This is a genomic window from Saccharothrix xinjiangensis (assembly GCF_039527585.1).
Lineage (GTDB): Bacteria > Actinomycetota > Actinomycetes > Mycobacteriales > Pseudonocardiaceae > Actinosynnema > Actinosynnema xinjiangensis.
On the sequence record NZ_BAAAKE010000002.1, the window covers coordinates 250,933 to 274,976 of the forward strand.

Annotated in this window: 21 protein-coding genes, 1 pseudogene and 1 riboswitch; of the genes and pseudogenes, 6 read left to right on the plus strand and 16 right to left on the minus strand. The window is 71.5% G+C overall.

What is annotated here, in order from left to right; translation table 11 throughout:
• Positions 1-38: 38 nt before the first annotated feature.
• Together ABD223_RS06455 and ABD223_RS06460 are read left to right on the plus strand one after the other, a co-directional pair.
• Positions 39-284 carry a glutaredoxin family protein gene (locus tag ABD223_RS06455; RefSeq protein ID WP_344034974.1) on the plus strand — a complete coding sequence of 82 codons (246 nt, stop codon included), beginning with the start codon at positions 39-41 and terminating at the stop codon, positions 282-284.
• Position 285: 1 nt separating this feature from the next.
• The gene (locus ABD223_RS06460; RefSeq protein ID WP_344034975.1) at positions 286-900 is read left to right on the plus strand and encodes a hypothetical protein; all 615 of its coding nucleotides are present in this window, start codon (positions 286-288) and stop codon (positions 898-900) included.
• Here the strand turns inward: ABD223_RS06460 and ABD223_RS06465 are convergent.
• From ABD223_RS06465 to dnaE, 3 genes and pseudogenes are all read right to left on the minus strand, one after another.
• Entirely contained in the window at positions 880-2,163 is a 1,284-nt protein-coding gene (locus tag ABD223_RS06465; protein WP_344034976.1) for an adenosylmethionine--8-amino-7-oxononanoate transaminase, read from the minus strand. The two genes, ABD223_RS06460 and ABD223_RS06465, sit on opposite strands and share 21 nt — an antisense overlap.
• Positions 2,150-3,383, minus strand: a pseudogene (locus tag ABD223_RS06470) (cytochrome P450 family protein); the annotation flags it as partial. The gene ABD223_RS06465 and the pseudogene ABD223_RS06470, both read right to left, overlap by 14 nt.
• A gap of 80 nt (positions 3,384-3,463) precedes the next feature.
• On the minus strand, positions 3,464-6,997 hold the full coding sequence (dnaE, locus tag ABD223_RS06475) for a DNA polymerase III subunit alpha (protein ID WP_344034978.1): 3,534 nt from the start codon (positions 6,995-6,997) through the stop codon (positions 3,464-3,466).
• Between the two features lie 148 nt (positions 6,998-7,145).
• Here dnaE and ABD223_RS06480 point away from each other — a divergent pair, with 148 nt between their 5' ends.
• Positions 7,146-8,051 carry an AsnC family protein gene (locus tag ABD223_RS06480; RefSeq protein ID WP_344034979.1) on the plus strand — a complete coding sequence of 302 codons (906 nt, stop codon included), beginning with the start codon at positions 7,146-7,148 and terminating at the stop codon, positions 8,049-8,051.
• Here ABD223_RS06480 and ABD223_RS06485 read toward each other — a convergent pair.
• From ABD223_RS06485 to ABD223_RS06515, 7 genes are all read right to left on the minus strand, one after another.
• Positions 8,048-9,268 carry a multidrug effflux MFS transporter gene (locus ABD223_RS06485; RefSeq protein ID WP_344034980.1) on the minus strand — a complete coding sequence of 407 codons (1,221 nt, stop codon included), beginning with the start codon at positions 9,266-9,268 and terminating at the stop codon, positions 8,048-8,050. The genes ABD223_RS06480 and ABD223_RS06485 overlap by 4 nt on opposite strands.
• A gap of 86 nt (positions 9,269-9,354) precedes the next feature.
• Complete coding sequence (locus tag ABD223_RS06490; RefSeq protein WP_344035372.1) at positions 9,355-10,242, minus strand: RluA family pseudouridine synthase; 888 nt, start codon at positions 10,240-10,242, stop codon at positions 9,355-9,357.
• 41 nt (positions 10,243-10,283) lie between these two features.
• Positions 10,284-10,856: a signal peptidase II gene (gene lspA, locus ABD223_RS06495; protein WP_380645657.1), complete on the minus strand. Its 573-nt coding sequence runs from the start codon at positions 10,854-10,856 to the stop codon at positions 10,284-10,286.
• A gap of 15 nt (positions 10,857-10,871) precedes the next feature.
• Positions 10,872-12,188 carry an aminotransferase class V-fold PLP-dependent enzyme gene (locus ABD223_RS06500; RefSeq protein WP_344034983.1) on the minus strand — a complete coding sequence of 439 codons (1,317 nt, stop codon included), beginning with the start codon at positions 12,186-12,188 and terminating at the stop codon, positions 10,872-10,874.
• A gap of 33 nt (positions 12,189-12,221) precedes the next feature.
• Positions 12,222-12,337: riboswitch (SAM riboswitch) on the minus strand.
• Between the two features lie 250 nt (positions 12,338-12,587).
• Positions 12,588-14,060: a potassium/proton antiporter gene (locus ABD223_RS06505; RefSeq protein ID WP_380645659.1), complete on the minus strand. Its 1,473-nt coding sequence runs from the start codon at positions 14,058-14,060 to the stop codon at positions 12,588-12,590.
• A 230-nt stretch (positions 14,061-14,290) separates the two neighbouring features.
• Positions 14,291-14,572 carry a DUF167 domain-containing protein gene (locus ABD223_RS06510; protein WP_344034987.1) on the minus strand — a complete coding sequence of 94 codons (282 nt, stop codon included), beginning with the start codon at positions 14,570-14,572 and terminating at the stop codon, positions 14,291-14,293.
• A complete protein-coding gene (locus ABD223_RS06515; protein ID WP_344034988.1) occupies positions 14,565-15,113 on the minus strand; it encodes a TetR/AcrR family transcriptional regulator in 549 nt (182 codons plus the stop codon). The genes ABD223_RS06510 and ABD223_RS06515 overlap by 8 nt, the downstream gene beginning before the upstream one ends.
• A 48-nt stretch (positions 15,114-15,161) precedes the next feature.
• Between ABD223_RS06515 and ABD223_RS06520 the strand changes: the two genes are divergently transcribed.
• The 3 genes from ABD223_RS06520 (at position 15,162) to ABD223_RS06530 (ending at position 16,893) form a co-directional block, all read left to right on the plus strand.
• Positions 15,162-15,611: an SRPBCC family protein gene (locus ABD223_RS06520; RefSeq protein ID WP_344034989.1), complete on the plus strand. Its 450-nt coding sequence runs from the start codon at positions 15,162-15,164 to the stop codon at positions 15,609-15,611.
• A gap of 74 nt (positions 15,612-15,685) precedes the next feature.
• Complete coding sequence (locus ABD223_RS06525) at positions 15,686-16,228, plus strand: RNA polymerase sigma factor (protein ID WP_344034990.1); 543 nt, start codon at positions 15,686-15,688, stop codon at positions 16,226-16,228.
• A 98-nt stretch (positions 16,229-16,326) separates the two neighbouring features.
• A complete protein-coding gene (locus ABD223_RS06530) occupies positions 16,327-16,893 on the plus strand; it encodes an RNA polymerase sigma factor (protein WP_344035374.1) in 567 nt (188 codons plus the stop codon).
• Positions 16,894-17,291: 398 nt separating this feature from the next.
• On the opposite strand, the gene ileS is transcribed toward ABD223_RS06530, so the two are convergent.
• The 6 genes from ileS to ABD223_RS06560 form a co-directional block, all read right to left on the minus strand.
• Positions 17,292-20,408, minus strand: coding sequence for an isoleucine--tRNA ligase (gene ileS, locus ABD223_RS06535; RefSeq protein WP_344034991.1), 3,117 nt, complete (start codon positions 20,406-20,408; stop codon positions 17,292-17,294).
• 474 nt (positions 20,409-20,882) lie between these two features.
• Complete coding sequence (locus ABD223_RS06540) at positions 20,883-21,428, minus strand: hypothetical protein (RefSeq protein ID WP_344034992.1); 546 nt, start codon at positions 21,426-21,428, stop codon at positions 20,883-20,885.
• Between the two features lie 28 nt (positions 21,429-21,456).
• On the minus strand, positions 21,457-22,275 hold the full coding sequence (gene wag31, locus ABD223_RS06545) for a DivIVA-like cell division protein Wag31 (protein ID WP_344034993.1): 819 nt from the start codon (positions 22,273-22,275) through the stop codon (positions 21,457-21,459).
• Between the two features lie 51 nt (positions 22,276-22,326).
• Positions 22,327-22,617: a YggT family protein gene (locus tag ABD223_RS06550; protein ID WP_344034995.1), complete on the minus strand. Its 291-nt coding sequence runs from the start codon at positions 22,615-22,617 to the stop codon at positions 22,327-22,329.
• Between the two features lie 20 nt (positions 22,618-22,637).
• Positions 22,638-23,255: a cell division protein SepF gene (locus tag ABD223_RS06555; protein ID WP_344034996.1), complete on the minus strand. Its 618-nt coding sequence runs from the start codon at positions 23,253-23,255 to the stop codon at positions 22,638-22,640.
• A gap of 72 nt (positions 23,256-23,327) precedes the next feature.
• Complete coding sequence (locus ABD223_RS06560) at positions 23,328-24,026, minus strand: YggS family pyridoxal phosphate-dependent enzyme (protein ID WP_380645724.1); 699 nt, start codon at positions 24,024-24,026, stop codon at positions 23,328-23,330.
• Positions 24,027-24,044: the final 18 nt, after the last annotated feature.

Here is a 24,044-nt window from a genome sequence, read left to right on the forward strand (position 1 = left end):
CGGAGCGTCGCCGGCGACCGCGTTCTACAGTCACCGGCATGGGTGAGATCGTCCTCTACGGCGCGAACTGGTGCGGCGACTGCCGCCGGGCGAAGGCATGGCTGCGGGAGCACGAAGTCCCGTTCACCGAGGTGGACGTCGAGCACGACGACGACGCCCGGGACCGGGCTGTCGACCTCGCCGGAGGCCGCAAGAACATCCCCGTCGTCGTCCTCCCGGACGACCGGGTCCTGGTCGAGCCGACCAACGCCGAACTGGCCGCCGCGATCGCCCCGGAGGCCTGACGTGGGCGGTGGGAAGCGCAAGCGCGGACCGGCGCCGGCCCGGCGGCGGCGGGCGGACGCCGCGGCCCAGGCCGTGACGGCGCAGGTGGGCTGGTTCAACCGCCAGTCGGGCCTGGTCCAGACGGGTCTCATCCTCGGCGGCATCGCGGTGGCCGTCGCCGGCCACTTCCTCCTCTGGGGCGAGCTGATCCCCGCCATCGGCGAGCTGGTGGGCCGCGTGCCGGTCGTCTCGACCGTCACGGGCTGGCTGTTCGTCGGCGGCGCGTTCATGGCCTGGGGCGTCCTGGCGATCAACGAGGACACCGCCCGCCCCGCCGCGGTCAAGCGCCTCAAGGTCACCGCCTGGACCTGGACGGCGGTCGCCGCGTTCTGCATCCCCGTCGGCCGCGCCCAGACCGTCGTGCTGCCGACCGACTACTGGGCGGGCGTGTTCGCGGGAGCGTACGGCCTGTTCATCACCCCGCTCGCGATCGGCGTGGTCGCCCTGCTCTGGTGGCTCGTGGTCACCAAGCTGCTCGGCCGCAAGGGTGAGCCGACCAAGCCGCAGATCGGTTGGATCTGCGTGGCCTACGCGACGCTGCTGCTGGTCTGGGGGTCAACCCTGCTGCGCGCGTGACGCGGCGGCCGCCGCGACCACGGCCGCGCCGATCGCCGCCACGTCCTCGTCGGCGCTGACGAACGGCGGCATCGTGTAGATCAGGTCCCGGAAGGGCCGCAGCCACACCCCGTGCTCCACCGCCGCGGCCGTGGCCGCGACCACGTCGACGGGGTGGTCCAGCTGGACCACTCCGATCGCGCCCAGCACGCGCACGTCCAGCACCCCCGGCGCGCCGACCGCCGGCGCCAGCCCGCCGCGCAGCCCCGCCGAGATCCGCGCGACCTCCGCCCGCCAGTCCTGCCCCAGCAGCAGGTCGACCGACGCCAGCGCCACCGCCGAGGCCAGCGGGTTGCCCATGAACGTGGGCCCGTGGGCCAGCACCGGCACCTCTCCCCGCGAGATGCCGTCGGCCACCCGCTCCGTGCACAGCGTGGCCGCCATCGACAGGTAGCCGCCGGTCAGCGCCTTGCCGACGCACATCACGTCGGGGCTGATCCCGGCGTGGTCGGCGGCGAACAGCTCCCCGGTGCGGCCGAACCCGGTGGCGACCTCGTCGAAGACCAGCAGCACGTCGTGCGCCAGCGTCAGCTCGCGCAGCACGTGCAGGTACCGGGGGTCGTGGAACCGCATCCCCCCGGCGCCCTGCACCACGGGCTCCACGACGACCGCGGCCAGCTCGCCCGCGTGCCGCTCGACCAGGTCGGCCAGCTCCTGCACGTAGGCGGTCTCCAGCTCCACCGGCGGCGCCGACGCGAACACCTGGTCCGGCAGCACGCCGCGCCACAGCGCGTGCATCCCGCCCTCGGGGTCGCACACGGACATGGGCTGGAAGGTGTCGCCGTGGTAGCCGCCGCGCCACGTCAGCAGCCGACGCTTCTCCGGCCGGCCCCGCGAGCGCCAGTACTGGAGCGCCATCTTCACCGCGACCTCGACCGACACCGAGCCGGAGTCGCTCAGGAACACGTGCCGCAGCGGCTCGGGCGTGATCTCGACCAGCCGCGCGCACAGCGCCACGGCGGGCTCGTGCGTGAGGCCGCCGAACATCACGTGGCTCATCCGGCCGAGCTGGTCGCGCACCGCCGCGTCGAGCACCGGGTGCCGGTACCCGTGGATCGCGGCCCACCACGACGACATGCCGTCGACCAGCTCGCGCCCGTCGTCGAGCCGCAGCCGGACGCCCGAGGCCGAGGTCACCACCAACGGCTCCAGGGCGCCCGGCATCGGCCCGTACGGGTGCCAGACGTGTTCCCGGTCCAGCTTCAGCAGCTCATCGCGCTCCACGGGGGCTGAGGTTAACCGGCAGCGACACGAGCCCCCGGATCAGCGTCCCCGGCCGCCACGCCAGCCCTTCCAGGTCCTCCGCCGGCTCCAGGTCGAACCGGTCCAGCAGCGCGCCGACCGCGATCTCGCCCTCCAGCCGGGCCAGCGGCGCGCCCAGGCAGAAGTGGATGCCGTGCCCGAACGCCAGGTGCCCGCTCGTCTGCCGGGTGATGTCGAACCGGTCGGCGTCGGGGAACTTCGAGCCGTCCCGGTTGCCGGACAGCAGCGACACCAGCACCAGGCTGTCCTTCGGGATCACCACGTCACCGACCTCGACGTCCTCGGTGCTGTAGCGGAACGTGGCGTAGTTGACCGGGCTCTCGTAGCGCAGGAACTCCTCCACCGCGCCCGGCAGCAGCGACCGGTCGGCGCGCAGCCGCGCGAGCTGGTCCGGGTGCCGCAGCAGGTGGTAGACGCCGTTGGCGATCAGGTTGACCGTCGTCTCGTGGCCGGCGACCAGGAGCAGGAACGCCATGGCGATCAGCTCGCCCTGGTCGAGCTGGTCGCCGTCCTCGCTGGCGTGCACCAGCGCCGAGAAGAAGTCGTCGCCCGGGTTGGCGCGCTTGTGCTCCACCAGCCCGAACAGGTAGGCGCCCATCGCCTTGCCCGCCGTCTCGATCTCCGCCGGGTCCGAATCGCTGACCAGCGTGTTGGACCAGGCGCGGAAGTCGTCGCGCTCCTCCATCGGCACGCCGAGCATCTCGCAGATGACCGTGATGGGCAGCGGGAACGCCAGCACGTCCACCAGGTCGACCGGTCCGGCGGCGCCCTGCGCGGCGTCGAGCAGCCCGTCGGTGATCTCCTGCACGCGGGGCCGCAGCTGCTCGACCCGCCGGGCGGTGAACGCCTTGGTGACGAGCTTGCGGAGCCGCGTGTGGTCGGGCGGGTCCATGTTCAGCATGTGCCGGACCAGCGACTGCTCCAGCGCCCCGTTGTCGTCGGGGTTCGTCGTGGACACCTCCATCACCCGCTGGAGGTGCTCGTGGTGCTTGGCGAAGCGCGGGTCGGCGAGCGCGGCCCGGGCGTCCTCGTACCGGGTGATCAGCCACGCCTTGGTCCCGCGGGGCAGCACCACCTCGGTGGCGGCCCGCTCCTCGCGGAGCCGGGCGTGGTACGCGTGCGGGTCGGCCGAGTACTCCTCGTCGAGCATGGTCGAGCCCTGGAACTTCTCCCCCATGGAGACCCCTTCACTTGAGTTAACCCTGTTAACTCAACGATCCGGGGCCCGCTTTTGTCCCCTCGGGGGACGACTATCACCCGATCAGCCCAAGCACCCCGGGCCCAGCAACGCCTTCAAATCGCCCATCAGGGAAGGAGTCGGGCTCACCCGCAGCGCGTCGTCCAGCTTCAGCATCGTGTTGCGGCTGCCGTTGATGATCAGGTTCAAGTGGACCTCGGTGGTGCCCGGGTGCGCCCGCAGGACCTCCTTCAACGACGTCACCAGCTTCGGGTCGCACCGCGACGCGGCGACCTTCAGCTTCAGCGCCTGGGAGCCCAGCTCCGACAGGTCCGGCACGACCAGGTCGTTGGCGATCAGCGAGATCCGGTCCTCCCGCTTCGCCACCCGCGCCTTGACCAGCACGATCGCGTCCTCCGCGACCGACATGCCGTGCACCACGTAGCTCTTGGGGAAGAACAGCACCTCGATGCCACCGGCCAGGTCCTCCAGCTGCGCCGAGGCCCACGGCTCGCCGTTCTTGTTCACCCGCCTGGTCACCGAGGCGAGGATGCCGCCCAGGGTCACCTGCGTGCCGTCCGGCACGTCGCCTTCCAGGATCCGCGCGATCGAGGCGTCCGAATAGGACTCCAGCACCTGCTCCACGCCCCGGAGCGGGTGGCCCGACACGTACAGGCCCAGCATCTCCCGCTCCAGGGTCAGCTGGTGCTTGGACTCCCAGTGCTCGTCGGGGATCTTGACGTCGAACACCCCGCCGCCGCCGTCGTCGCCCCCACCGTCGCCGAACAGGTCGAACTGGCCGCGCGCCTCTTCCTTCTTCGTCAGCATGATCGCGTCGACCGCCTCGACGTGGACCATGTGCAGGCCCTTGCGCGGGTGGCCGAGCGAGTCGAAGGCGCCCGCCTTGATCAGCGATTCCACGACCTTCTTGTTGCACACCGTGGCGTCGACCTTGCGCAGGAAGTCGGAGAAGTCGGTGAACCGGCCCTTCTCCTTGCGCGCCTTGATGATCGCGTCGACCACGTTCGCGCCGACGTTGCGGATCGCGCCGAGGCCGAACCGGATGTCGTCGCCGACCGCGACGAACTCGCGCTCGGACTCGTTGACGTCCGGCGGCAGCACGGTGATGCCCATGCGCCGGCACTCGGCGAGGTAGATCGCCGACTTGTCCTTGTTGTCCGAGTTCGTGGTGAGCAGGGCGGCCATGTACTCGCCCGGGTAGTTCGCCTTGAGGTACGCGGTCCAGTACGCGATCAGGCCGTACGCGGCGGAGTGCGCCTTGTTGAACGCGTAGTCCGCGAACGGGACCAGGATGTCCCACAGGGTCTTGATGGCCTCCGGCGAGTAGCCGTTGTCCACCATGCCCTTCTCGAAGCCGGTGAACTCCTTGTCCAGGATCTCCTTCTTCTTCTTGCCCATTGCGCGGCGCAGCAGGTCCGCCTGGGCCAGCGTGTAGCCCGCGACCTTCCGCGCGATGGCCATGACCTGCTCCTGGTACACGATCAGGCCGTAGGTCGTGTCCAGGATGTCGGCCAGGGACTCCTCGAGCTCCTTGTGGATCGGCACGATCTCCTGCTGCTTGTTCTTGCGCAGCGCGTAGTTCGTGTGCGAGTTCGCGCCCATCGGGCCCGGCCGGTACAGGGCGATGACGGCGGAGACGTCCTCGAAGTTGTCCGGGCGCATCAGCCGCAGCAGGTCGCGCAGCGCGCCGCCGTCGAGCTGGAACACGCCCAGCGTGTCGCCGCGGCCGAGCAGCTCGTAGGCCCTCTTGTCGTCCAGCGGGACCTGCGTGATGTCGACGTCGCCCTTGCCGTTGAGCGCGATGTTCTTCAGGGCGTCGTCGATCGTGGTGAGGTTGCTCAGGCCCAGGAAGTCCATCTTCAGCAGGCCGAGCGTCTCGCAGGTCGGGTAGTCGAACTGCGTGATGATCGACCCGTCCTGGGGCCGCCTCCAGACCGGGATGTGGTCCGTCAGCGGCTCCGCGGACATGATCACCGCGCAGGCGTGCACGCCCGCGTTGCGGATCAGGCCCTCCAGGCCGCGGCCGGTGTCGATGATCTCCTTGACCTGCGGGTCCGTCTCGTAGAGCGAGCGGACCTCGGAAGCTTCGGCGTACCGCTTGTGCTGCGGGTCGAAGATGCCCGACAGCGGGATGTCCTTGCCCATCACGGCGGGCGGCATGGCCTTGGAGATGCGGTCGGCCACCGCGTACCCCGGCTGCCCGTACAGCACGCGGGCGGAGTCCTTGATCGCCGCCTTCGCCTTGATGGTGCCGAACGTGATCACCTGGGCGACCTTGTCGGCGCCCCACTTCTCGGTGACGTACCGGATCACGTCGCCGCGCCGGCGCTCGTCGAAGTCGATGTCGATGTCGGGCGGGCTGACGCGGTCCGGGTTGAGGAACCGCTCGAAGATCAGGCCGTGGGCCAGCGGGTCGAGGTCCGTGATGCCCATCGCGTAGGCGATCAGCGCGCCCGCGGCCGAACCGCGGCCGGGGCCGACCCGGATGCCGTTGGCCTTGGCCCAGTTGATGAAGTCGGCGACCACCAGGAAGTAGGACGGGAAGCCCATCTGGAGGATGACGTCGATCTCGAACTCCACCTGCCGGGTGTGGACCTCGTCGACGCCCTCCGGGAACCGCCGCCGCATGCCCTCCCAGACCTCTTCGCGGAAGTACTCCGCCTCGGTCTGGCCCTCCGGGACCGGGTAGCGCGGCATGAGGTTCTGGAAGGCGAACATGCCGGTCGTGTCGACCTTCTCGGCGACCAGCAGGGTGTTGCGGCACCCCTCCTGCCAGGCGTCGGACGAGTCGATCGCGCGCATCTCCTCCGGCGACTTCAGGTAGTAGCCCGTGCCGTCGAACTTGAACCGGTTCGGGTCCTGGAGCGTCTTGCCGGTCTGCACGCACAGCAGCGCCTCGTGCGCCTCGCGGTCCTCGGCGTAGGTGTAGTGCGAGTCGTTGGTGACGACGAACGGGATGGCGAGCTTCCCGGCGATGTCGAGCAGGCCGTCGCGGACCCGGCGCTCGATCTCGATGCCGTGGTCCATCAGCTCGACGAAGAAGTTGTCCGCGCCGTAGATGTCGCGCCACTTGGCGGCGGCCTCCAGGGCCTCCCGCTCGTGGCCCAGCCGCAGCCGCGTCTGCACCTCGCCGGACGGGCAGCCGGTGGTCGCCATCAGGCCCGCCGAGTGCTCGGCGATCAGCTCGGAGTCCATCCGCGGCCACTTGCCCAGCTGGCCCTCGGTGGAGGCCCGGCTGGAGACCTTCATCAGGTTGTGCAGGCCCTCGTTGGTGCGGGCCCAGATGGTCTGGTGGGTGTACGCGCCGCTGGCGGAGACGTCGTCGGACTTCTGCCCGGGGTCGCCCCACAGCACGCGCTGCTTGTTGAAGCGGGAGTCGGGCGCCAGGTAGGCCTCGATGCCGATGACCGGCTTGACCCCGGCGGCGGTCGCCTGCCTGAAGAAGTCGTAGGCGCCGTACATGTTGCCGTGGTCGGTGATCGCGGCGGCGGGCATGCCCATCCGCTCGCACTCGGCGAACATGTCCTTCAGCTTCGCCGCGCCGTCGAGCATCGAGTACTCGGTGTGCACGTGGAGGTGCACGAACGAGTCAGCCACGCCAGAACCCCCTTGCGGACCCGCACGGAACTCGGGTGGCGGAACGGGCGCGCCACCGCCCGTCGCACACTAGTCCGACCGTGTCGGCGCCCACCACCCGACGGGCCGATGGCGCGGAGATCACGGTGGGCGGGTAGCGTTCGGAGGTGTGGTAACGCCGGATCCCGTCGACGCACGTCTGCTCGCGCTGCTCGCCGAATCGGGCCGTGCGGCGGTCCACGAGCTGGCGGCGAAGCTGGGCATGGACCCCCGCGAGGCGGCGACCCGGCTCATCACCCTCTCCGGCAGCGGGCTGCCGCTGCTGGTCGGCGTGGAGTGCGACCCGAACGGCATCCGGGCGGCCCTGGCCAACAGCGTGGCCTGGGGCAGCTACGCGGGTCCCGGCGGCTCGGGCCAGCCGCCCGGCGGCCAGGTCCGCGGCACGCCCAGCGGCCCGTACCCGCAGCAGGGCTCGGTGCGCGGCACGCCGTCCGGCCCCTACCCGCCGTACGCGCCCGCCCAGGGCCCGCCCAGCCAACCGTTCCCGGCCCAGCCCCAGTCGGGCCCCGTCCCCGCGCCGGAGCCGATGACCACGTGGGGCGTGCCCGGCACCTCCGGGTGGGCGCGGGGCGACCAGCAGCCCGCGCCGCGCTCCCGCACCGGCAAGATCGGCAGCACCCTGGCGACCGAGGGCCTGGAGGGCGCCCGGTTCACCATCCAGCTGGTCGAGGTGGTGGACCCGGCCGACTTCCTGTTCACCGCGGCGGGCTACAAGCTCGCGCCCGGCGAGCGGGCCGTGGTCGTGCACACCGAGCTGGCCAACACCGGCAAGGTCCCGTTCAACGCGCTGCCGGACATGTACCTGGTGCTGATGACCACGACCGGCGAGACCGTCACCAAGGCCCCGGTGTCGCTGTCGTCCCGGCCGCCGCACAAGATCGGCGTGCAGCCGGGCGAGACGGCGGGCGGGCACACCGTCTACGTGCTGCCCGAGGAGACGGGGATCTTCTCGGTCCGCTGGAGCGCCCGCCCGGAACCCGACCTGAACACGCTGGTCTGGACGATCGACGACTAGTGCGCGGGCGCCGCGACCGGCGCCTCGTCCTCCCGGGTGATGCCCACGTCGCCCCTGGTCAGGATCGCGAACAGCACCCCGGCCAGCACCGCGGCCGACCCCATCACGACCACCATCGGCAGCAGGCTCGCCGACCCGCCCGCGCCCACCAGCGGGGCCATCAGCCCGCCGATCAGGAACGTCAGCACGCCCAGCACCGCCGACGCGCTGCCCGCGGCCTCCGGGTGCCGCGCCATGGCCAGCGTGGACGCGTTGGGCATCAGCAGCCCGACGCTGATCGTGAGGACGAACAGGGGCGGCAGGAACGTCGCCAGGCCGCCGCCGACCAGCGCGCCGACCACCAGCCCGACACCGCCGACCGCCGCGCCCGCCAGGCCGGCCCGCAGCAGCGGGCGCGGCATGACCCGGCCGGTCAACCGGGTGTTGAGCAGGCCCGCCAGGAAGATCGCCACCGAGTTCGCGCCGAAGACGTAGCTGAACTGCTGCGGCGTCAGCCCGAACACGCCCTGGAGCACGAACGAGGCGCCCGAGACGTAGGCGAACAGCGAACCCAGCGCCAGGGCCGACGCCAGCGCGTAGCCGAGGAACTTCCGGTCGGCCAGCAGCCCGCCGAACACCCTGAGGGTCAGCGCCAGGTTCGCGGGCCGGCGCTTGGCCGGCGGCAGCGTCTCCGGCAGGCCGAACGCCAGCAGGAGCAGCAGCACGAACGCGATCAGGGCGAGCGCGACGAACGTGCCGCGCCAGCTGGTGAACCGCAGCAGCTGCCCGCCCAGCACCGGGGCCAGCACCGGGCCCATGCCGTTGACCAGCATCAGCAGCGACATGAAGCGGGCCATGGCCAGGCCCTCGAACCGGTCGCGGGCGATCGCGAGGGCCACCACGAACCCGGCCGCGACGCCGAGGCCCTGGAGCATCCGCAGCGCGGAGAACGCGACCGCGCTCGGCGCGACGGCGCAGACCAGCGAGATGACGACGTAGCTGCCGATGCCCACCAGCAGCGGCCGCCGGCGGCCCCACGAGTCGGACAGCGGCCCGACCAGCAGCTGCCCGAGGGACATGCCGATGATGAAGGTGGTCAGCGAGAGCTGGACCTGCGACTCGCCCGTCCCGAATTCCCGCGCCATCTCCGGGAACGCGGGCAGGTAGGCGTCGATGGAAAGCGGTCCCAGGCAGCACAGGGTGCCCAGTAGGGCCACCAGGCGGGCCTTGTTGTCCATGGCTGTTCGTCCCCCGGTTCGGTTGCCAAAAGCTTTGCAAGCCGAAGCAACGGGGGGACAGCGATATGGCTCAGGTCACGCGCACTTCAGGCGCTCTCGGTGCGGAGCAGCTCCAGGGCGTTCGCCAGGTCCGCCGGGTACTCGCTGGTGAACTCGACCCACTGGCCGTCGGCCGGGTGGTGGAAGCCCAGCGTGCGGGCGTGCAGCCACTGCCGGGTGAGGCCGAGGCGCTTGGCCAGCGCCGGGTCGGCCCCGTAGGTCAGGTCGCCGACGCACGGGTGGCGCAGCGCCGAGAAGTGCACGCGGATCTGGTGCGTGCGGCCGGTCTCCAGGTGCACGTCCAGCAGCGACGCCGCCCGGAACGCCTCGACCACCTCGTAGTGCGTGATGCTGGGCTTGCCGTTGGCCATCACGGCGAACTTGTAGTCGTGCTTGGGGTGCCGGTCGATGGGCGCGTCGACGGTGCCCTTGATCGGGTCCGGGTGGCCCTGCACCAGCGCGTGGTACAGCTTCTCGACGGTCCGCTCCTTGAAGGCGTGCTTCAGGGCGGAGTAGGCGCCCTCGCTCTTGGCGACCACCATCACGCCGGTCGTGCCGACGTCCAGCCGGTGCACCACGCCCTGCCGCTCGGCGGCGCCGGAGGTGGCGATGCGGATGCCCGCCGCGGCCAGGCCGCCCACCACCGTCGGCCCGGTCCAGCCGGGGCTCGGGTGCACGGCCACGCCCACCGGCTTGTCGACCACGATCACGTCGTCGTCCTCGTGCAGGACCTCCAGGCCCTCCACGGGCACGGCCTGCACCTGCACCGGGCGCTCGGGCTCGGGGAGGGTGACCTCCAGCACCGAGCCGGCGACCAGGCGGTCGGACTTGCCCGCGGGCTGCCCGTCCAGCACCACGTCGCCCGACTCGGTCAGCGCCGCCACCGCGGTGCGGGACAGGCCCAGGAGCTTGGCCAGGCCCGCGTCCACGCGCATGCCCTCCAGGCCGTCCGGCACGGGCAGGCTGCGGTAACCGCTCACTTCTTCTTCTCCACCTTGGTGCCGTCGTAGTCGCGCTGGAGCAGGGCCATCAGCACGATCACGCCGCCGCCCACGCAGATGGCCGAGTCGGCCAGGTTGAACACGGGGAAGAAGTTGCCCCACGGGTCGAGCACCGAGATGAAGTCGACCACGCCGCCGCGCAGCGGGCCGGGCGCGCGGAAGACCCGGTCGACCAGGTTGCCCGTCGCGCCGCCCAGGATGAGGCCCAGGCCGATGGCCCAGCCGACCGACCGCAGCCGGCGGGCGATCCACAGGATGAAGCCGACCACGCTGAACGCGATCAGCGCGAGGATCACCGTCCAGCCCTCGGCCAGGCCGAACGCCGCGCCGGTGTTGCGGATCAGCGGCAGGTAGAGCAGGCCGCCGAACAGCTCGACCGGCTCCCGGCCCTCCAGCCGCTCCACCGCGATGACCTTGGTGACCAGGTCGAGCGCCAGCACGAGCGGCGCGATGACGGCCAGCAGGGCGACGCGGCGCGGGGGCAGCGGCGTCTCCGGTTGGTCCTCGGCGTCGGGCTCGGTGTTGGGCTCAGTGCTCACCCGGCCCATTGTCCAGCATCCCCATCAGCGCAGGAACGGCGGGAGCGGGCGCGCGTCCTCGACCGGCGCCCAGCGGCCGTCCCGCACCTCGTACGCGAACCGCGACCCCTCGGTGACCAGCCGGCGCAGCGCCTCGACCAGCCGGTCCACGTGCTCCTCGGTGGTGCCCAGCCCGATCGAGGCCCGCAACGCGCGCCCGCCGGCCAGCCGCTGGACGGCCACGTGGGCGCAGAACGCGCCGTCGCGCACGCCGATGCCGTGCTCGGCGGACAGCGCCGCCGCCAGGTAGCCGACGTCCTGCGCGCCGACCGTGAAGCCGACCACGCCCACCCGGTCGTGCCCGGCCCCGAACAGCGACAGCTCCGCCACGCCGGGCACCGACCGCAGGCCCTCGCGCAGCCGCGCCAGCAGCGCCCGCTCGTGCTCCAGCGTCCGCGCCCAGTGGCGGCCCAGCACGTCGCAGGCGGTGGCCAGGGCGTGCACGCCCACCACGTTCGGGGTGCCCGCCTCGTGCCGCTCGGGCCCGTTCGACCAGGACACGCCCAGCCGGTCGCCGCGGTCGGTGACGCGGGTCGTCGCGCCGCCGCCCACCAGGTAGGGCTCGGCGGCCTGGAGCCAGTCGGACCGGCCGACCAGCGCGCCCGCGCCGAACGGCGCGTACAGCTTGTGCCCGGACACCACGGCGTAGTCGACGTCCAGCGCGCGCAGGTCCACCGGCCGGTGCGGCGCGAGCTGGGCGGCGTCCAGCACGACGCGGGCGCCGTGCCGGCGCGCCACCCGCACCACCTCGGCCACCGGCCACACCTCGCCGGTGACGTTCGACGCGCCGGTCACCACGACCAGGCGCGGCCCGACCGGCGCCTCGCGCAGCGCCCGGTCCAGCTCCAGCACCGCCGCGTCCGGGTCGCCCGGCGTCCGCAGCCGCCGCACGTGCGGCCCGCGCCACGGCAGCAGCGCCGCGTGGTGCTCGGTGTCGAACAGCACCACCGCCGTCCGCTTCGGCAAGCTCCTGGCCAGCAGGTTCAGCGCATCGGTGGTGTTGCGCGTGAACACCACGGCATCACTGCCGCGCGCACCCAGGAACCGCCGCACGGCCTCCCGCGCCTGCTCGTACACCCTGGTGGACACCTGCGACGCGAACCCGGCCCCGCGGTGCGCGCTCGCGTACCAGGGCAGCAGCTCGTCCACGGCGTCCCGCACCTGCTCCAGGCAGGGCGCGCTGGCGGCGTGGTCCAGGTTCGCGTACTCGACCCGCTCCCCCGTCAACACCGGCACCCGCAGCGAAGCGCCCACCGTCCGCGGCAACGCCGCACCGACAACAGGGGAAACGACAACGGTCACGACACCCTCCAGGAGTCCGGACCTCCCCCGGGAGACCCGCGCTTGCCGCACGCCCGACGCGCGCGACCAGGTCCTCACCGAGGGCACCCCACCGCGGTGAGGAGGGTTGCCGGCCAGCGAGCTCGGGCTTCGCACTGGCACTCATGACCTTCCCCACCACCATAACCCCCTCCCCACCCCCCGACCACCCCGCCCAAATCCTGAGACCCGCGCGAGTCGTACCCCCAGACCCACCGTGTCGTACGCCCAGAACGCGCGAGTCGAACGTTCAGGACCGTCGTGTCGAACGCTCAGGACCCCCGAGTTCCACGTTCGCGTCACCCCGAGGGGTACCTGAACGTAGAACTCGGGGTACCGGAACGTACGACACGGTCGACCTGGACGTACGACTCGCGCGGCTCAGGGCAGGCCGGCGTCGCCCTTCCAGCGCGCGAACCGCCCGGCCCGGTCCACCGCCCGGATGCGCTGCTCGGTCGCCGTGCGCGCGGTGTCCGTGCACACCACCAGCAGCTGGTCGTGCTCCTGCAACCGCGTGGTCGGCTGGGGCGTGAACCCCTTCTCGCCCCGCACCACCAGGCTCACCGACGACCCCGGCGGCAACCGCAGCTCGGACAGGTACACGCCGTGCAGCTTGGACCCCCGCTGGATGCGCACCTGGAGCAGCTCCGCCCCCAGCGCGTCCAGCGCCGACGAGTCGACCTGCACCTCCATCGCCTCACCCGACCGGACCAGCTTCAGCCCCTTCGCCAGCCACGGCAGCGTCGTCCCCTGCACCACCGTCAACACGACGACCAGCACGAACACCGCGTCCACCAGCAGCTGCGCCCCTGGCACGCCCTGGATCAGCGGTATCAGCGCGAACACGATCGGCACCGCACCGCGCAGCCCCGACCACGAGATGAACACCTGCTCCCGCCACGGCACCCGGAACGGCAGCGCCGCGCACAGCACCGACAGCGGCCTCGCCACCAGCACCAGCACCACGCCCGCCACCAGCGCCGGCACCACCGCGTCGAGCAGCCGACCGGGTGAGGCGTACAGCCCGAGCAGCACGAACAGCCCGATCTGGGACAGCCACCCCAGCCCCTCGGCGAACGACAGCGTGTCCGACCGGTGCGGCAGCCGCGCGTTGCCGAGCACCAGCGCCGAGATGTACACCGCGAGGAACCCGGACGCGTGCGCGAGGTCACCCGCCGTGTACGCCAGCACGCACACCGCCACCGTGGCCAGCGGGTACAGGCCGGTCGCGGGCAGTGCCGCCCGGCGCAGCCCCACGCCGCCCAGCCACCCCAGCGCCAACCCGATCAGCGTGCCCGCGACCAGTTCGTAGAGCATCAGCAGCGGCGCGGTCCAGGTGATCGGGTCGGGCGCCGCCAGCAGCACGACGGCGATGTAGACCGGCGCGTCGTTGATGCCGGACTCCAGCTCCAGCGGCCCGATGAGCCTCTTGCCCACCCCCACCCCGCGCAGCACGCTGAACACCGCCGCCGCGTCCGTGGACGACAGCACCGCGCCCCACAGCAGGGCCGTGCGCCAGTCCATGTCCAGCAGGAAGTGCAGCCCGAACCCCGTGATCGCGATGCTGACCCCGACGGACACTGTGGACAGTGCCACGCCCAGTCCCAGCGCCGGCCGCACGTCGCGCCACCGCGCGGTCAGCCCGCCCTCGGTGAGGATCAGCACGAGCGCGGCCGTGCCGAGCGACCGGGTGAGGTCCGCGTCCTCGAACTCGATGCCCAGCACCGACTCGCCCAGCAGCACGCCGATGCCGAGGTAGAGCAGGAGCGACGGCAGTCCGAGACGGATCGACAACCGCACCGCGATGACCGAGATCAGGAGCACCGCGGCGGCGATGCCGAGGAAACCCGTCACACCACCCACTCGACCTCCTGTCGTCGCACGTCGCCGTCATTCTCCCCGGTGCCGGCGATCAGGACTAATCCGGCACCGGCCGAACGACGCCACCGCCGACCGCGAACGACCCCGGCGAACCGGGTCAAGTCCACGTTGGACGCCGGGGGCCGCACCACGTCGTCCACAACGGACCGACCGCCCTCAAGGCGCACCCGATGACGGACCACCGAGACCGTTCGACCCGGGCACTAGGCGCCGAGCAACCGCTCCAGCACCTCCGAGCCGACGGCCGCGGCGAGGTCGACCCGCACGACCTTGTCCCGGCCACGCTCACCGGCCACCACCGCCACGTCCCGGGCCCGCACGCCGAAAGCCCTGGCCAGCGCCTTGCGCACGGCCTCGTTCGCCTTGCCCTCCACGGCCGGCGCGGCGACCGCGACGACCAGCGCGCCGTCACCCCACCGCCCGCCGACGGCCTCGCGCCGGGCCCCGGGCTTGACCCGCACCGCGAACCGGAACCCGTCACCCACGGCTCGTCACCAGGGCCAGCGTCTCCTCCAGCAGCGCCCGCCGAGCCGCGACCACGTCCGGCGCGGCCGCCAGCAGCTGCGCCTGACCCAGGTAGATCGAGTAGGCGAGGACGGCCCGGTGGCGCGCCACGTCGGCGGCGAAGCCCAGGTCCCGGAACACCGCCTCCAGGTAGTCGACCCGCCGGGCGGTGACCCGTGCCAGCACGGGCGCCACGACCGGGTGATCCTTGGCCGCGAGCACGGCCAGCTCGACCGCGCTGTGCTCGACGGCCTCCAGCACGGTGCCGAACAGCAGCCGCAGCCGGGCCGCGGGGTCCTCCACCGACCGCACCAGCTCGATGACCGCCTCGGTGTGCTCCCGCTCCCAGCGTTCCAGGGTGGCCTTGAGCAGGGCTTCGCGGTTCGGGAAGTGCCAGTAGGCGCTGCCCTTGGTCGCGCCGAGCCGCGCCGCGAGCGGCTCCACCGCGACCGCGGCGACCCCGCCCTCGGCCATGGCCCGCAGCGCCACCCCGGTCCAGTCGTCCGGCGTCCTCCGCGTCACCCTTGCGTACGCTACCGGACCATACGGCACCGTATGGAAGAGGAGAACATGATCAGGAACGTCCACACGCGCCACATCCCGAACGCCGGCCACCTCGTCGACCGCATCACCGAGCTCTGGCCGTCACCCCCGTGGCCGGCACTCGTCCTCGACCGACCCCTCGGCCGGGGCGCGACCGGCGGCCACGCCTTCATCCGCTACCGCTGCACCAGCTACGTCCCAGGTCAGAGGATCGAGTTCACCTTCGACCCGAGCATCGGCCTGATCGGCGCCCACACCTTCGAAGCCGTGCCCGGCGGCCTGCGCCACACCATCGTCGGCAGCACCAGGGGCTGGGCCCGCCTGACCTGGCCCCTGGCCATCCGCCACCTGCACGACGCCCTGGTCGAGGACCTCCTGGACAACGCCGCCCGCGCCGCCGGCCACCCACCTCTTCACCCGAACAGGTGGTCTCCGTGGGTCAGGTTGCTGCGCGCCCTGGCCAAGAGGAAGGTCTGACCGGATTTCCTCCACAACCCGAGGTCTCGCCCGTCTACCCGTTGCCGGGCGCAGACCACGAGGGAGGAGGGTTCGTGACGGCGGAAGACCCCGACGACCACGCAGCCACCTTCACCGACTTCTACCACCGCGAGCGCACGCGCCTGTTCAGGTTCGCGGCGGTGATGTCGCCGCACCTGGACCACGAGTCCGCGGTGCAGGAGGCGTTCGTCAGCGCGTGGCGGAACTGGCCGGTGATCACGGCGACGTCGAGACGTGCTTGGCTGGTGAGGGTGATCCGCAACCTGCTCGTCGACCAGGCGCGCCGGTGGGAGAGGCCCAGCGAGCTGACCGACGAGGTCCGCGGCGCGCGCCGGATCCTGGTGCAGCGCCACCGGGACCCCGAGACGTGGCACGAGCTGACCAGCACCCTGGCGGCCGTGTCGGGCCTGCCGGACCACCTGCGCACCGCCCTGGTCCTGCGGTTCTGGGCCTTCGACGACGACGAGATCGCCGAGGTCCTGGGCTGCCGGCGCGCGTCGGTGCGCAGGTACGTGTCCGAGGCCAGGTCGCGGATCGCCGAACGGGTCGGCAACGAGGAGCGCCGGGTGCGGGGACGCGGGAAGGGGACGGGATGACGGACGAGCTGGACCCCCGGCTGGACCACCTGCGGGCGGAGCTGTCCGAAGCGATCCCGGACGACCCCGACCCCGACGACCTGGGCGTCGCGGCGATCATGGCGCAGACCTCGCCCTACGACCGCCAGGCCGCCCTGGTCGTGGCGGCGAGGACAGGCTCGCACGACGCCCTGAACGCCCTGGTCGCCGAGCTGACCCCCCTGGTCTGGCACGTGGCGCGCGGCAACGGCCTGGACCAGGCGACCGCCGAGGACGTGGTGCAGACGGTCTGGCTGAGCCTCCTGCGCCACCTGGACCGCCTCCAGGAACCACGAGCCGTGGCCGGCTGGCTGATCGTCGCCACCCGCCGCGAGGCCCAACGGGCGTGGCGCGACCAGAACGGACGAGCGGCCCTCTCCACCGACTCGGCCCTGGACATGCCGGACGACCGCTGGCTACCCGAAGCGGAAGCCCTGAAAGACGACCGCGACCGCCGCCTGTGGCAAGCGTTCAACAAGATGACGCGCAAGTGCCAAGAACTCCTCCGCCTCACCGTCCTGGCGGGCCGCGCGGAATACCGAGCGGTAGCAGAAGCCCTCTCCATGCCCCGTGGCTCGATCGGCCCCACGAGGGGCAGGTGCCTCAACACCCTCCGCCAACGCCTGGAGGACGAGGACCTGCTCTAACCCCACAAGTCGCGAATGTAGAACTCACCGGTCCTGAACGTTCGACACGATGGTCCTGAGTGTTCGACTCGCGCGTCCCGAACGTACGACTCGCGATGTCCGACCGGAGGACACGCGATGTCCGACCGGAGGACACGCGATGCCGGACCGGAGGACACGCGATGTCCGACTGGACGACACGCGGGTAGAACGGGACCGGAGGGGGCCGACGAGGCCCGATTTGACATGGGTTCGAGTGCCATAGGCTGGTCGGAGCCGGCAGGCTCGGCGGGACGCTCTTCCCCGCCGTGCCTGCCGGCTGCGGCCTGCCTCCGGCACTCGTAAGGGCCCCATGTCAAATCGAGCCGGGGCCAGCCCAGAAAGCCAGCCCAGAAAGCCAGCCCAAAGGTCAACCAAGCTCAGACCCGGGTCACCGCGACCCGCACCTTCTGCCCTTCTCCCACCACACCCTCAACACCAAGAGCACCAGACCCAGCCGCGTACTCCACCGACTCCGCCAACGTCTCCGACTTCACGAACGGCTCGAACTTCCGCACCGCCGCCTCAACCCCGCCATCCGGCAACCCCAGCACCACCGAGATCCGGTCGGACACGTCCAACCCGGCGTCCTTGCGGGCCTGCTGCACCAACCGCACCAGGTCGCGCACCAACCCCTCGTCGGCCAGCTCCCCGGTCACCACGGTGTCCAGCACCACCAACCCGGAATTGCCGGGCAGGGCCGCCGTGGCGCCGGCATCCCGGGCCACCAGCCGCTGCTCGTACTCCTCCGGGAACAGCTCGACCCCGGCCGCCACGACGCGCCCGTCGACCTCGGCCCAGTCCCCGGCCTTCACCGCCTTGATGACCTTCTGCACCTCGGGCCCCAACCTCGGCCCGGCGGCACGCGCGTTGACCGCCAGCTGGAAGTGCCCGTGGGCGTCCACGTCCGTGGTCAACGACACCGACTTCACGTTGACCTCGTCGCGCAGCACCTCCGCGAACGGCTCCAGCACCCCGGCGTCCTCCGACGCGATGACCAGCGAGGCCAGCGGCAACCGGACCCGCAGCTTGTTCGCCTTGCGCAGCGACAACGCCGTCGACGCCACCTGCCGCACCTTGTCCATCGCGACGACCAGCCCGGCGTCCTCGGGCAGGTCCGAGGCCACCGGCCAGTCGGCCAGGTGCACCGACCGCCCACCGGTCAGCCCGCGCCACACCGCCTCCGTCGTCAGCGGCAGCAGCGGCGCGGCCACCCGGCAGACGACCTCCAGCACCGTGTGCAGCGTGTCGACCGCGTCCCGGTCGCCGGCCCAGAACCGGTCGCGCGACCGCCGCACGTACCAGTTGGTCAGCACCTCCAGGAAGTCCCGGATCGACGCGCACGCGCCCGACACGTCGTACGCGTCCAGCTGCCCGCCGACCGAGACGACCAGGTCGTGGGTCTTCGCCAGCACGTACCGGTCCAGCACGTGCGGCGAGTCCGTCCGCCACGTGCCCTCGACGCCCTCGGCGTTCGCGTACAGCGCCAGGAAGTACCACGAGTTCCACAGCGGCAGCACGGCCTGCCGCACCGCGTCCCGGATGCCCCGCTCGGTGACCACCAGGTCACCGCCCCGCAGGATCGGCGAGGCCATGAGGAACCACCGCATGGCGTCGGACCCGTCCCGCTGGAACACCTCGTTCACGTCCGGGTAGTTCCGGCGCGACTTGGACATCTTCTGCCCGTCGTCGCCCAGCACGATCCCGTGCGCCACGCAGTTCCGGAACGCCGGCCGGTCGAACAGCGCCGTGGCCAGCACGTGCATGGTGTAGAACCACCCGCGCGTCTGCCCGTTGTACTCGACGATGAAGTCGCCCGGGTAGTGGTCCTCGAACCACTCGCGGTTCTCGAACGGGTAGTGCACCTGGGCGAACGACATCGACCCGGACTCGAACCAGCAGTCCAGCACCTCGGGCACCCGGCGCATGGTGGACCGACCCGACGGGTCGTCCGGGTTCGGCCTGGTCAACGCGTCGATGACCGGCCGGTGCAGGTCGGTCGGCCGCACGTCGAAGTCGCGCTCCAGCTCGTCCAGCGAGCCGTACACGTCGACCCTCGGGTACGCCGGGTCGTCCGACACCCACACGGGGATCGGCGAGCCCCAGAACCGGTTCCGCGAGATGTTCCAGTCGCGGGCGTTCTCCAGCCACTTGCCGAACTGGCCGTCGCGGATGTGCTCGGGCGCCCAGTTGATCTGCTGGTTCAGCTCGACCATGCGGTCCTTGAACCGCGACACCGCGACGAACCACGACGACACCGCGCGCTGGATCAGCGCGTTGTCGCACCGCCAGCAGTGCGGGTACGGGTGGTCGTAGGTCTCGTGGCGCAGCAGCAGGCCAGCCTCGCGCAGGTCCCGGATGATCGGCTTGTTCGCCTCGAAGACCTGCAACCCCTCGTACGGGGGCACCTCGGAGGTGAACCGGCCGTGCGCGTCGACGGGCACCACGACGTCGATGCCCGCAGCGTCCGTGACGGCCTTGTCCTCCTCGCCGAAGGCGGGGGCGATGTGCACGACGCCCGTGCCGTCCTCGGTGGTGACGTAGTCGGCGGCCAGCACCTGGTGGGCGTTCTCCCGGCCGGCGAAGAAGTCGAACGGCGGCCGGTACTTCCGCCCCACCAGCTCGGACCCGCGGTAGCGGGCCACCACCGGCGGCTCCTCGCCCAGCTCGCGCGCGTACGCCGCCACCCGGGCCTCGGCCAGCAGGTACCTCTCCCCGCCCGACTCGACCACGACGTAGTCCACGTCCGGGTGCACGGCGGCCGCGAGGTTGGACGGCAGCGTCCACGGGGTGGTCGTCCACACCAGGGCCAGCTCGCCGGTCTCCAGGCGCAGGCCCACCGTCACCGCCGGGTCCTGCCGGGACCGGTAGGTGTCGTCCATCTTCGTCTCGGTGTTGGACAGCGGCGTCTCGCAGCGCCAGCAGTACCAGAGCACCCGGAAGCCCTCGTAGACCAGGCCCTTGTCCCACAGGGTCTTGAAGGCCCACATGACGCTTTCCATGTAGTCCAGGTCGAGCGTCTTGTAGTCGTTGTCGAAGTCCACCCAGCGGGCCTGCCGGGTCACGTAGTCGCGCCACTGGTCGGTGTACCGGAGCACCGACGTGCGGCAGGCGTCGTTGAACTTCTCGATGCCGAACGCCTCGATCTCGCTCTTGGACGAGAACCCGAGCTGCTTCTCGGCCTCCACCTCGGCGGGCAGGCCGTGGGTGTCCCACCCGAACCGGCGTTCGACGTGCTTGCCGCGCATGGTCTGGTAGCGCGGCACGACGTCCTTGACGTACCCGGTCAGGAGGTGGCCGTAGTGCGGCAGGCCGTTGGCGAACGGCGGGCCGTCGTAGAAGACGAACTCGTTGGACCCGTTGTCACCGGCCGGGCGGGCGTCGACCGACGCCTGGAACGTCCCGTCGGACTTCCAGAAGTCGAGCACGCCCTCTTCCAGGGCGGGGAAGGACGGCTGGGCGGGTACGGAACCCTCGCCCGCCTTCGGGTAGGCCATCGTGCGCTCCTCGCTCGCGTGCAACCGGCTCACGAGGACGACACGCCCTTCCGGGCGCACCGCGGTACCACCTCGCTTGCCAGGGCGCGAAGGCACTGGCCTCTCGTTCAGCGGCTGTGACGGGCCGCACCCGTCCGGTTCTACTGGGGCTGGCGCCCGTTCTTCCGGAGGCTCACCGGTGATGGCCGGGTCAACGCCGTGCTACCGACCAGGGTAGCCGAACCGCATCGGGAAGTTCTCCCCATGGGGCCGGGGCCTCGGGAGGCCGGCACGACCCGGGGCTTCCGCGTCACCTCGAACGGCTTCGGGTGTGGCGATGATCACGGCGGCTTCACCGTTCACTCGATCGAGATGGAACAGCGCTGCGGCGCGCCCGCCTTCCGGGCCCGCGTGACGCTCAACAGCTGATCGACAGGTTCGCGGACCAACCCCGAGGTTCACGGACCAGCCCTGCGACCAGCCCTGCGACCAGCCCTACGACGCCTCGTCGGCGGCCCGGTGCCGAGCCGCCAGCGAGGCGTCCGGCGCGCACACCGCGCAGGGCGTGAACCCCAACCGGCGGGCTTCGTCGATCGGCAGCGCGAGCGAGTCCCGCACCCCGAGCCAGGAGCAGTCCACCAGGTGGTAGCGGGGCCGTTCGTCGAGCACCCTGACCTCGTCGGTCAGGTCGGCCACGACGAGCGAATCCGCCGCGTCCGCGTCCTCTTCACCGGGCTCGACCTGCTGGTCACCGACCGGCTCGTCCCCGGCCCGGGAACCACCACCGGACGGGTCGTCCCCGGCAGGAGCGCCGGAGCCGCCGGGAACCGGGCCTGGGCCCGGGACCGCCGAAGCGACCACCGGGACCGGTGCGGCCCCGGCGCCCGACCGGCGGCGAGACCACCAGTCGAGCACCAGGACCGCGGCAGCGGCCCCGCTCGCACCCACCGACAACCAGGCCCAGTGGGTCTGGGTGCTGGTCAGCGCGGGCACGAGCAGGCCCAGCGCGACCAGCACCAGCAGCAGGACTACGTACAGCACGTGCAGCAGACTAGATCAGCGACGCCGATCAGCCCGCCTCGGCACGTGCCCCGAAGGTGTAACCGCCCTGCTGACGACCGTCGGACGGCGCGGCCGGGCCGCGGTCCTGGAGGTCGCGCAGCGAGGACTCCAGCATGGTCTTCAACCGCGTCCGGTACTCGCGCTCGAACGTCTGGAGCTTGTCGATCTGCTTCTCCAGCGTGTTCTTCTCCTGGGTGATGTTCCCCATCACCTCGGCGTGCTTGCGCTGCGCGTCGCGGTCGAGCGCGCTCGCCTTCTCCCGCGCCTGCCGCTCCAGCGTCTCGGCACGGGTCCGCGCGTCGTTCAGCATGGTCTCGGCACGCGTGCGCGCCTCGTTGACCATGGTGTCGGCCTTGGCGCGGGCCTCGGACAGCAGCTGCTCGGACTTGGTCCGCGCCTCCGACAGCATCCCGTCGGCCTCGGCCTTGGCCTCGCCGGTGAGCCGGTCGGCCATCTCCTGGGCCAGGCCGAGCACCTTGGCGGCCTGCACGTGGTGGTCACCACCACCGCCGGGCGAGGTCTGCTCCAGGGCAGAGGGGGGCGGGACGGGGGCGAGCCTGCGGGGTTCGTCGACGACCCGGCTGGGGCCACCGACACCCGCGGCGATCTTCGCCCGCGCGTCCTCCAGGTCGGCACGCGCAGTCTCGACCTGCTGGTCGAGCTGCTCGACCTGCTGGCGCAGGTCGTTGTTCTCCTCGATCAGGCGGGCCAACTCGCCCTCAACCAGGTCGAGGAACGCGTCCACCTCGTCCTCGTTGTAGCCCCGCTTGCCAATCGGCGGCTTGCTGAACGCGACGTTGTGCACGTCCGCGGGGGTCAACGGCATCAGATCACCTCACGCACTCCTGGGCTGTGGAGATCCCTGGACCCTGTCCCCTCACAACGGCCTGGGATCGGCTACTCGCATCAGAATGATAACGACCAGCAACAGCACAATAATGGACAAGTCCAGACCGACGCCGCCGATCCGCACGGTCGGGATGAGCCGACGCAGCAGGCGGACCGGGGGATCGGTTACCGTGTAGACGGTCTCCAGGGCCACGGCGACCCCGCCCGCAGGCCGCCAGCCCCTGGCGAAACTGCGGACGAGTTCCACGACGACACGCGCCGTGAGCAGCACCCAGAACGAGAACAACACGTAGTAGACCACGAGCCAGAGGGCATCCACACCGTCAACTGTGCCACCCCTCAGTCGCGGTTGAGGAACCCGCCCTCCGCGAGGCGCCTCCGGTCCTCCGCAGTGACGTCGATGTTCGGCGGTGAGAGCAGGAACACCTTGTTGGTGACCTTGTCGATCGAGCCGCGCAGCGCGAACGCGAGGCCCGCCGCGAAGTCGACCAGCCGCTTGGCGTCCGCGTCGTCCATGTCGGTGAGGTTCATGATCACCGGGGTGCCGTCGCGGTAGTGCTCGCCGATGGTCCGCGCCTCGTTGTAGTTGCGCGGGTGCAGCGTGGTGATGCGCCCCAGCTGGTGGGGAGCGGGCTCGGGTGCCGGGCGCGGCCTGTTCACCGGCTCGCGCTGGGGCTCGACGGCCAGCGCGCCGTGGGTCTCCGGGCTCCACGGCCGACGTGGCCGGGCGCCGCGATCGGGCTCGTAGTCGTCCGCCTCCTCCAACTCCGCACGGTAACCGTTGAACGAGCGACGGCGGTTGTTGCGCTGCTCGGGGTAGGGCTCGTAGTCCTCGGGCTCGGCGTAGTCGGCCCGGTAGTCCGAGTACCGGCGGTCACCGTCGTAGGCGTCGGGGTCATCGGCGTACTCGGCGGGAACCATCCCGAAGTAGGCCTTCAGCTTGTGAAACCCGCTCATGGGTCGAGCCCTTCCTCCGCCGATGATCCCTACCCGCAAGGACGTCGCGGCCGTCCCAGAGGTTCCGGACAGTTACGGCGAGGCTAGTCTCCGGCTGCCCAGCAACGCTGTTCCGACACGCACGCACGTGGATCCGTGCGCAATGGCATCTTCCAGGTCACCGCTCATCCCCGCCGAGACAACGGTGGCATCGGGATGATCGTCCCGCAAGCGGGTTACCGCTTCGTACAGAGCAGCAAACGCCTGCCGTGGAGACATGGAGAGGGGTGCGACGGTCATCACACCTCGCAGAATAAGTTCACTCGATCGTGCTACGTGATCGGCCAGTCGCGGAAGGTCACCGATCGGGTGGCCGCCGCGCGCCGCGTCCCCGTCGATGCTGACCTGGAGCAGCACCTCGACCGGTTCGGTCGCGGCCTTGGCGAGGGCGTCGGCCAGGCGGGTCGAGTCGACCGCGTCGACCCGGTCGGCCCACCGCAGCACCGACCTGGCCTTGTTCCGCTGGAGCGACCCGACCATGCGCCACCGGACCTGCGCGCCGGGCCGCAGCTCGGCGAACTCGCGGGTCTTCCGCCCGGCCTCCTGGTCGCGGTTCTCGGCGAACTCGGTCAGCCCGAGGTCGTGCAGGACCGCCACGTCCTCGGCCGGGAACGTCTTGGTCACCGCGAGCAGCCCGACCTCGGCGACGTCCCGCCCGGCGGCGGCGCAGGCCCTCGCGATCCGGGCGCGCACCTCGGCCAGCGACAACGCCAACTCCTCGCGCCGCTCCACGCTCCCGAGCTCCACTCC

Bases quoted from the DNA above. Each gene is read 5' to 3' on its own strand.
- ABD223_RS06530 (WP_344035374.1), top strand. From the start codon at position 16,327: ATGGCGCAGACCTCGCCCTACGACCGCCAGGCCGCCCTGGTCGTGGCG.
- ABD223_RS06455 (WP_344034974.1), top strand. From the start codon at position 39: ATGGGTGAGATCGTCCTCTACGGCGCGAACTGGTGCGGCGACTGCCGC.
- ABD223_RS06520 (WP_344034989.1), top strand. From the start codon at position 15,162: ATGATCAGGAACGTCCACACGCGCCACATCCCGAACGCCGGCCACCTC.
- ileS (WP_344034991.1), bottom strand. From the start codon at position 20,408: ATGGCCTACCCGAAGGCGGGCGAGGGTTCCGTACCCGCCCAGCCGTCC.
- ABD223_RS06555 (WP_344034996.1), bottom strand. From the start codon at position 23,255: ATGAGCGGGTTTCACAAGCTGAAGGCCTACTTCGGGATGGTTCCCGCC.
- wag31 (WP_344034993.1), bottom strand. From the start codon at position 22,275: ATGCCGTTGACCCCCGCGGACGTGCACAACGTCGCGTTCAGCAAGCCG.
- lspA (WP_380645657.1), bottom strand. From the start codon at position 10,856: ATGGGCCGGGTGAGCACTGAGCCCAACACCGAGCCCGACGCCGAGGAC.
- ABD223_RS06490 (WP_344035372.1), bottom strand. From the start codon at position 10,242: ATGCGCGTGGACGCGGGCCTGGCCAAGCTCCTGGGCCTGTCCCGCACC.
- ABD223_RS06485 (WP_344034980.1), bottom strand. From the start codon at position 9,268: ATGGACAACAAGGCCCGCCTGGTGGCCCTACTGGGCACCCTGTGCTGC.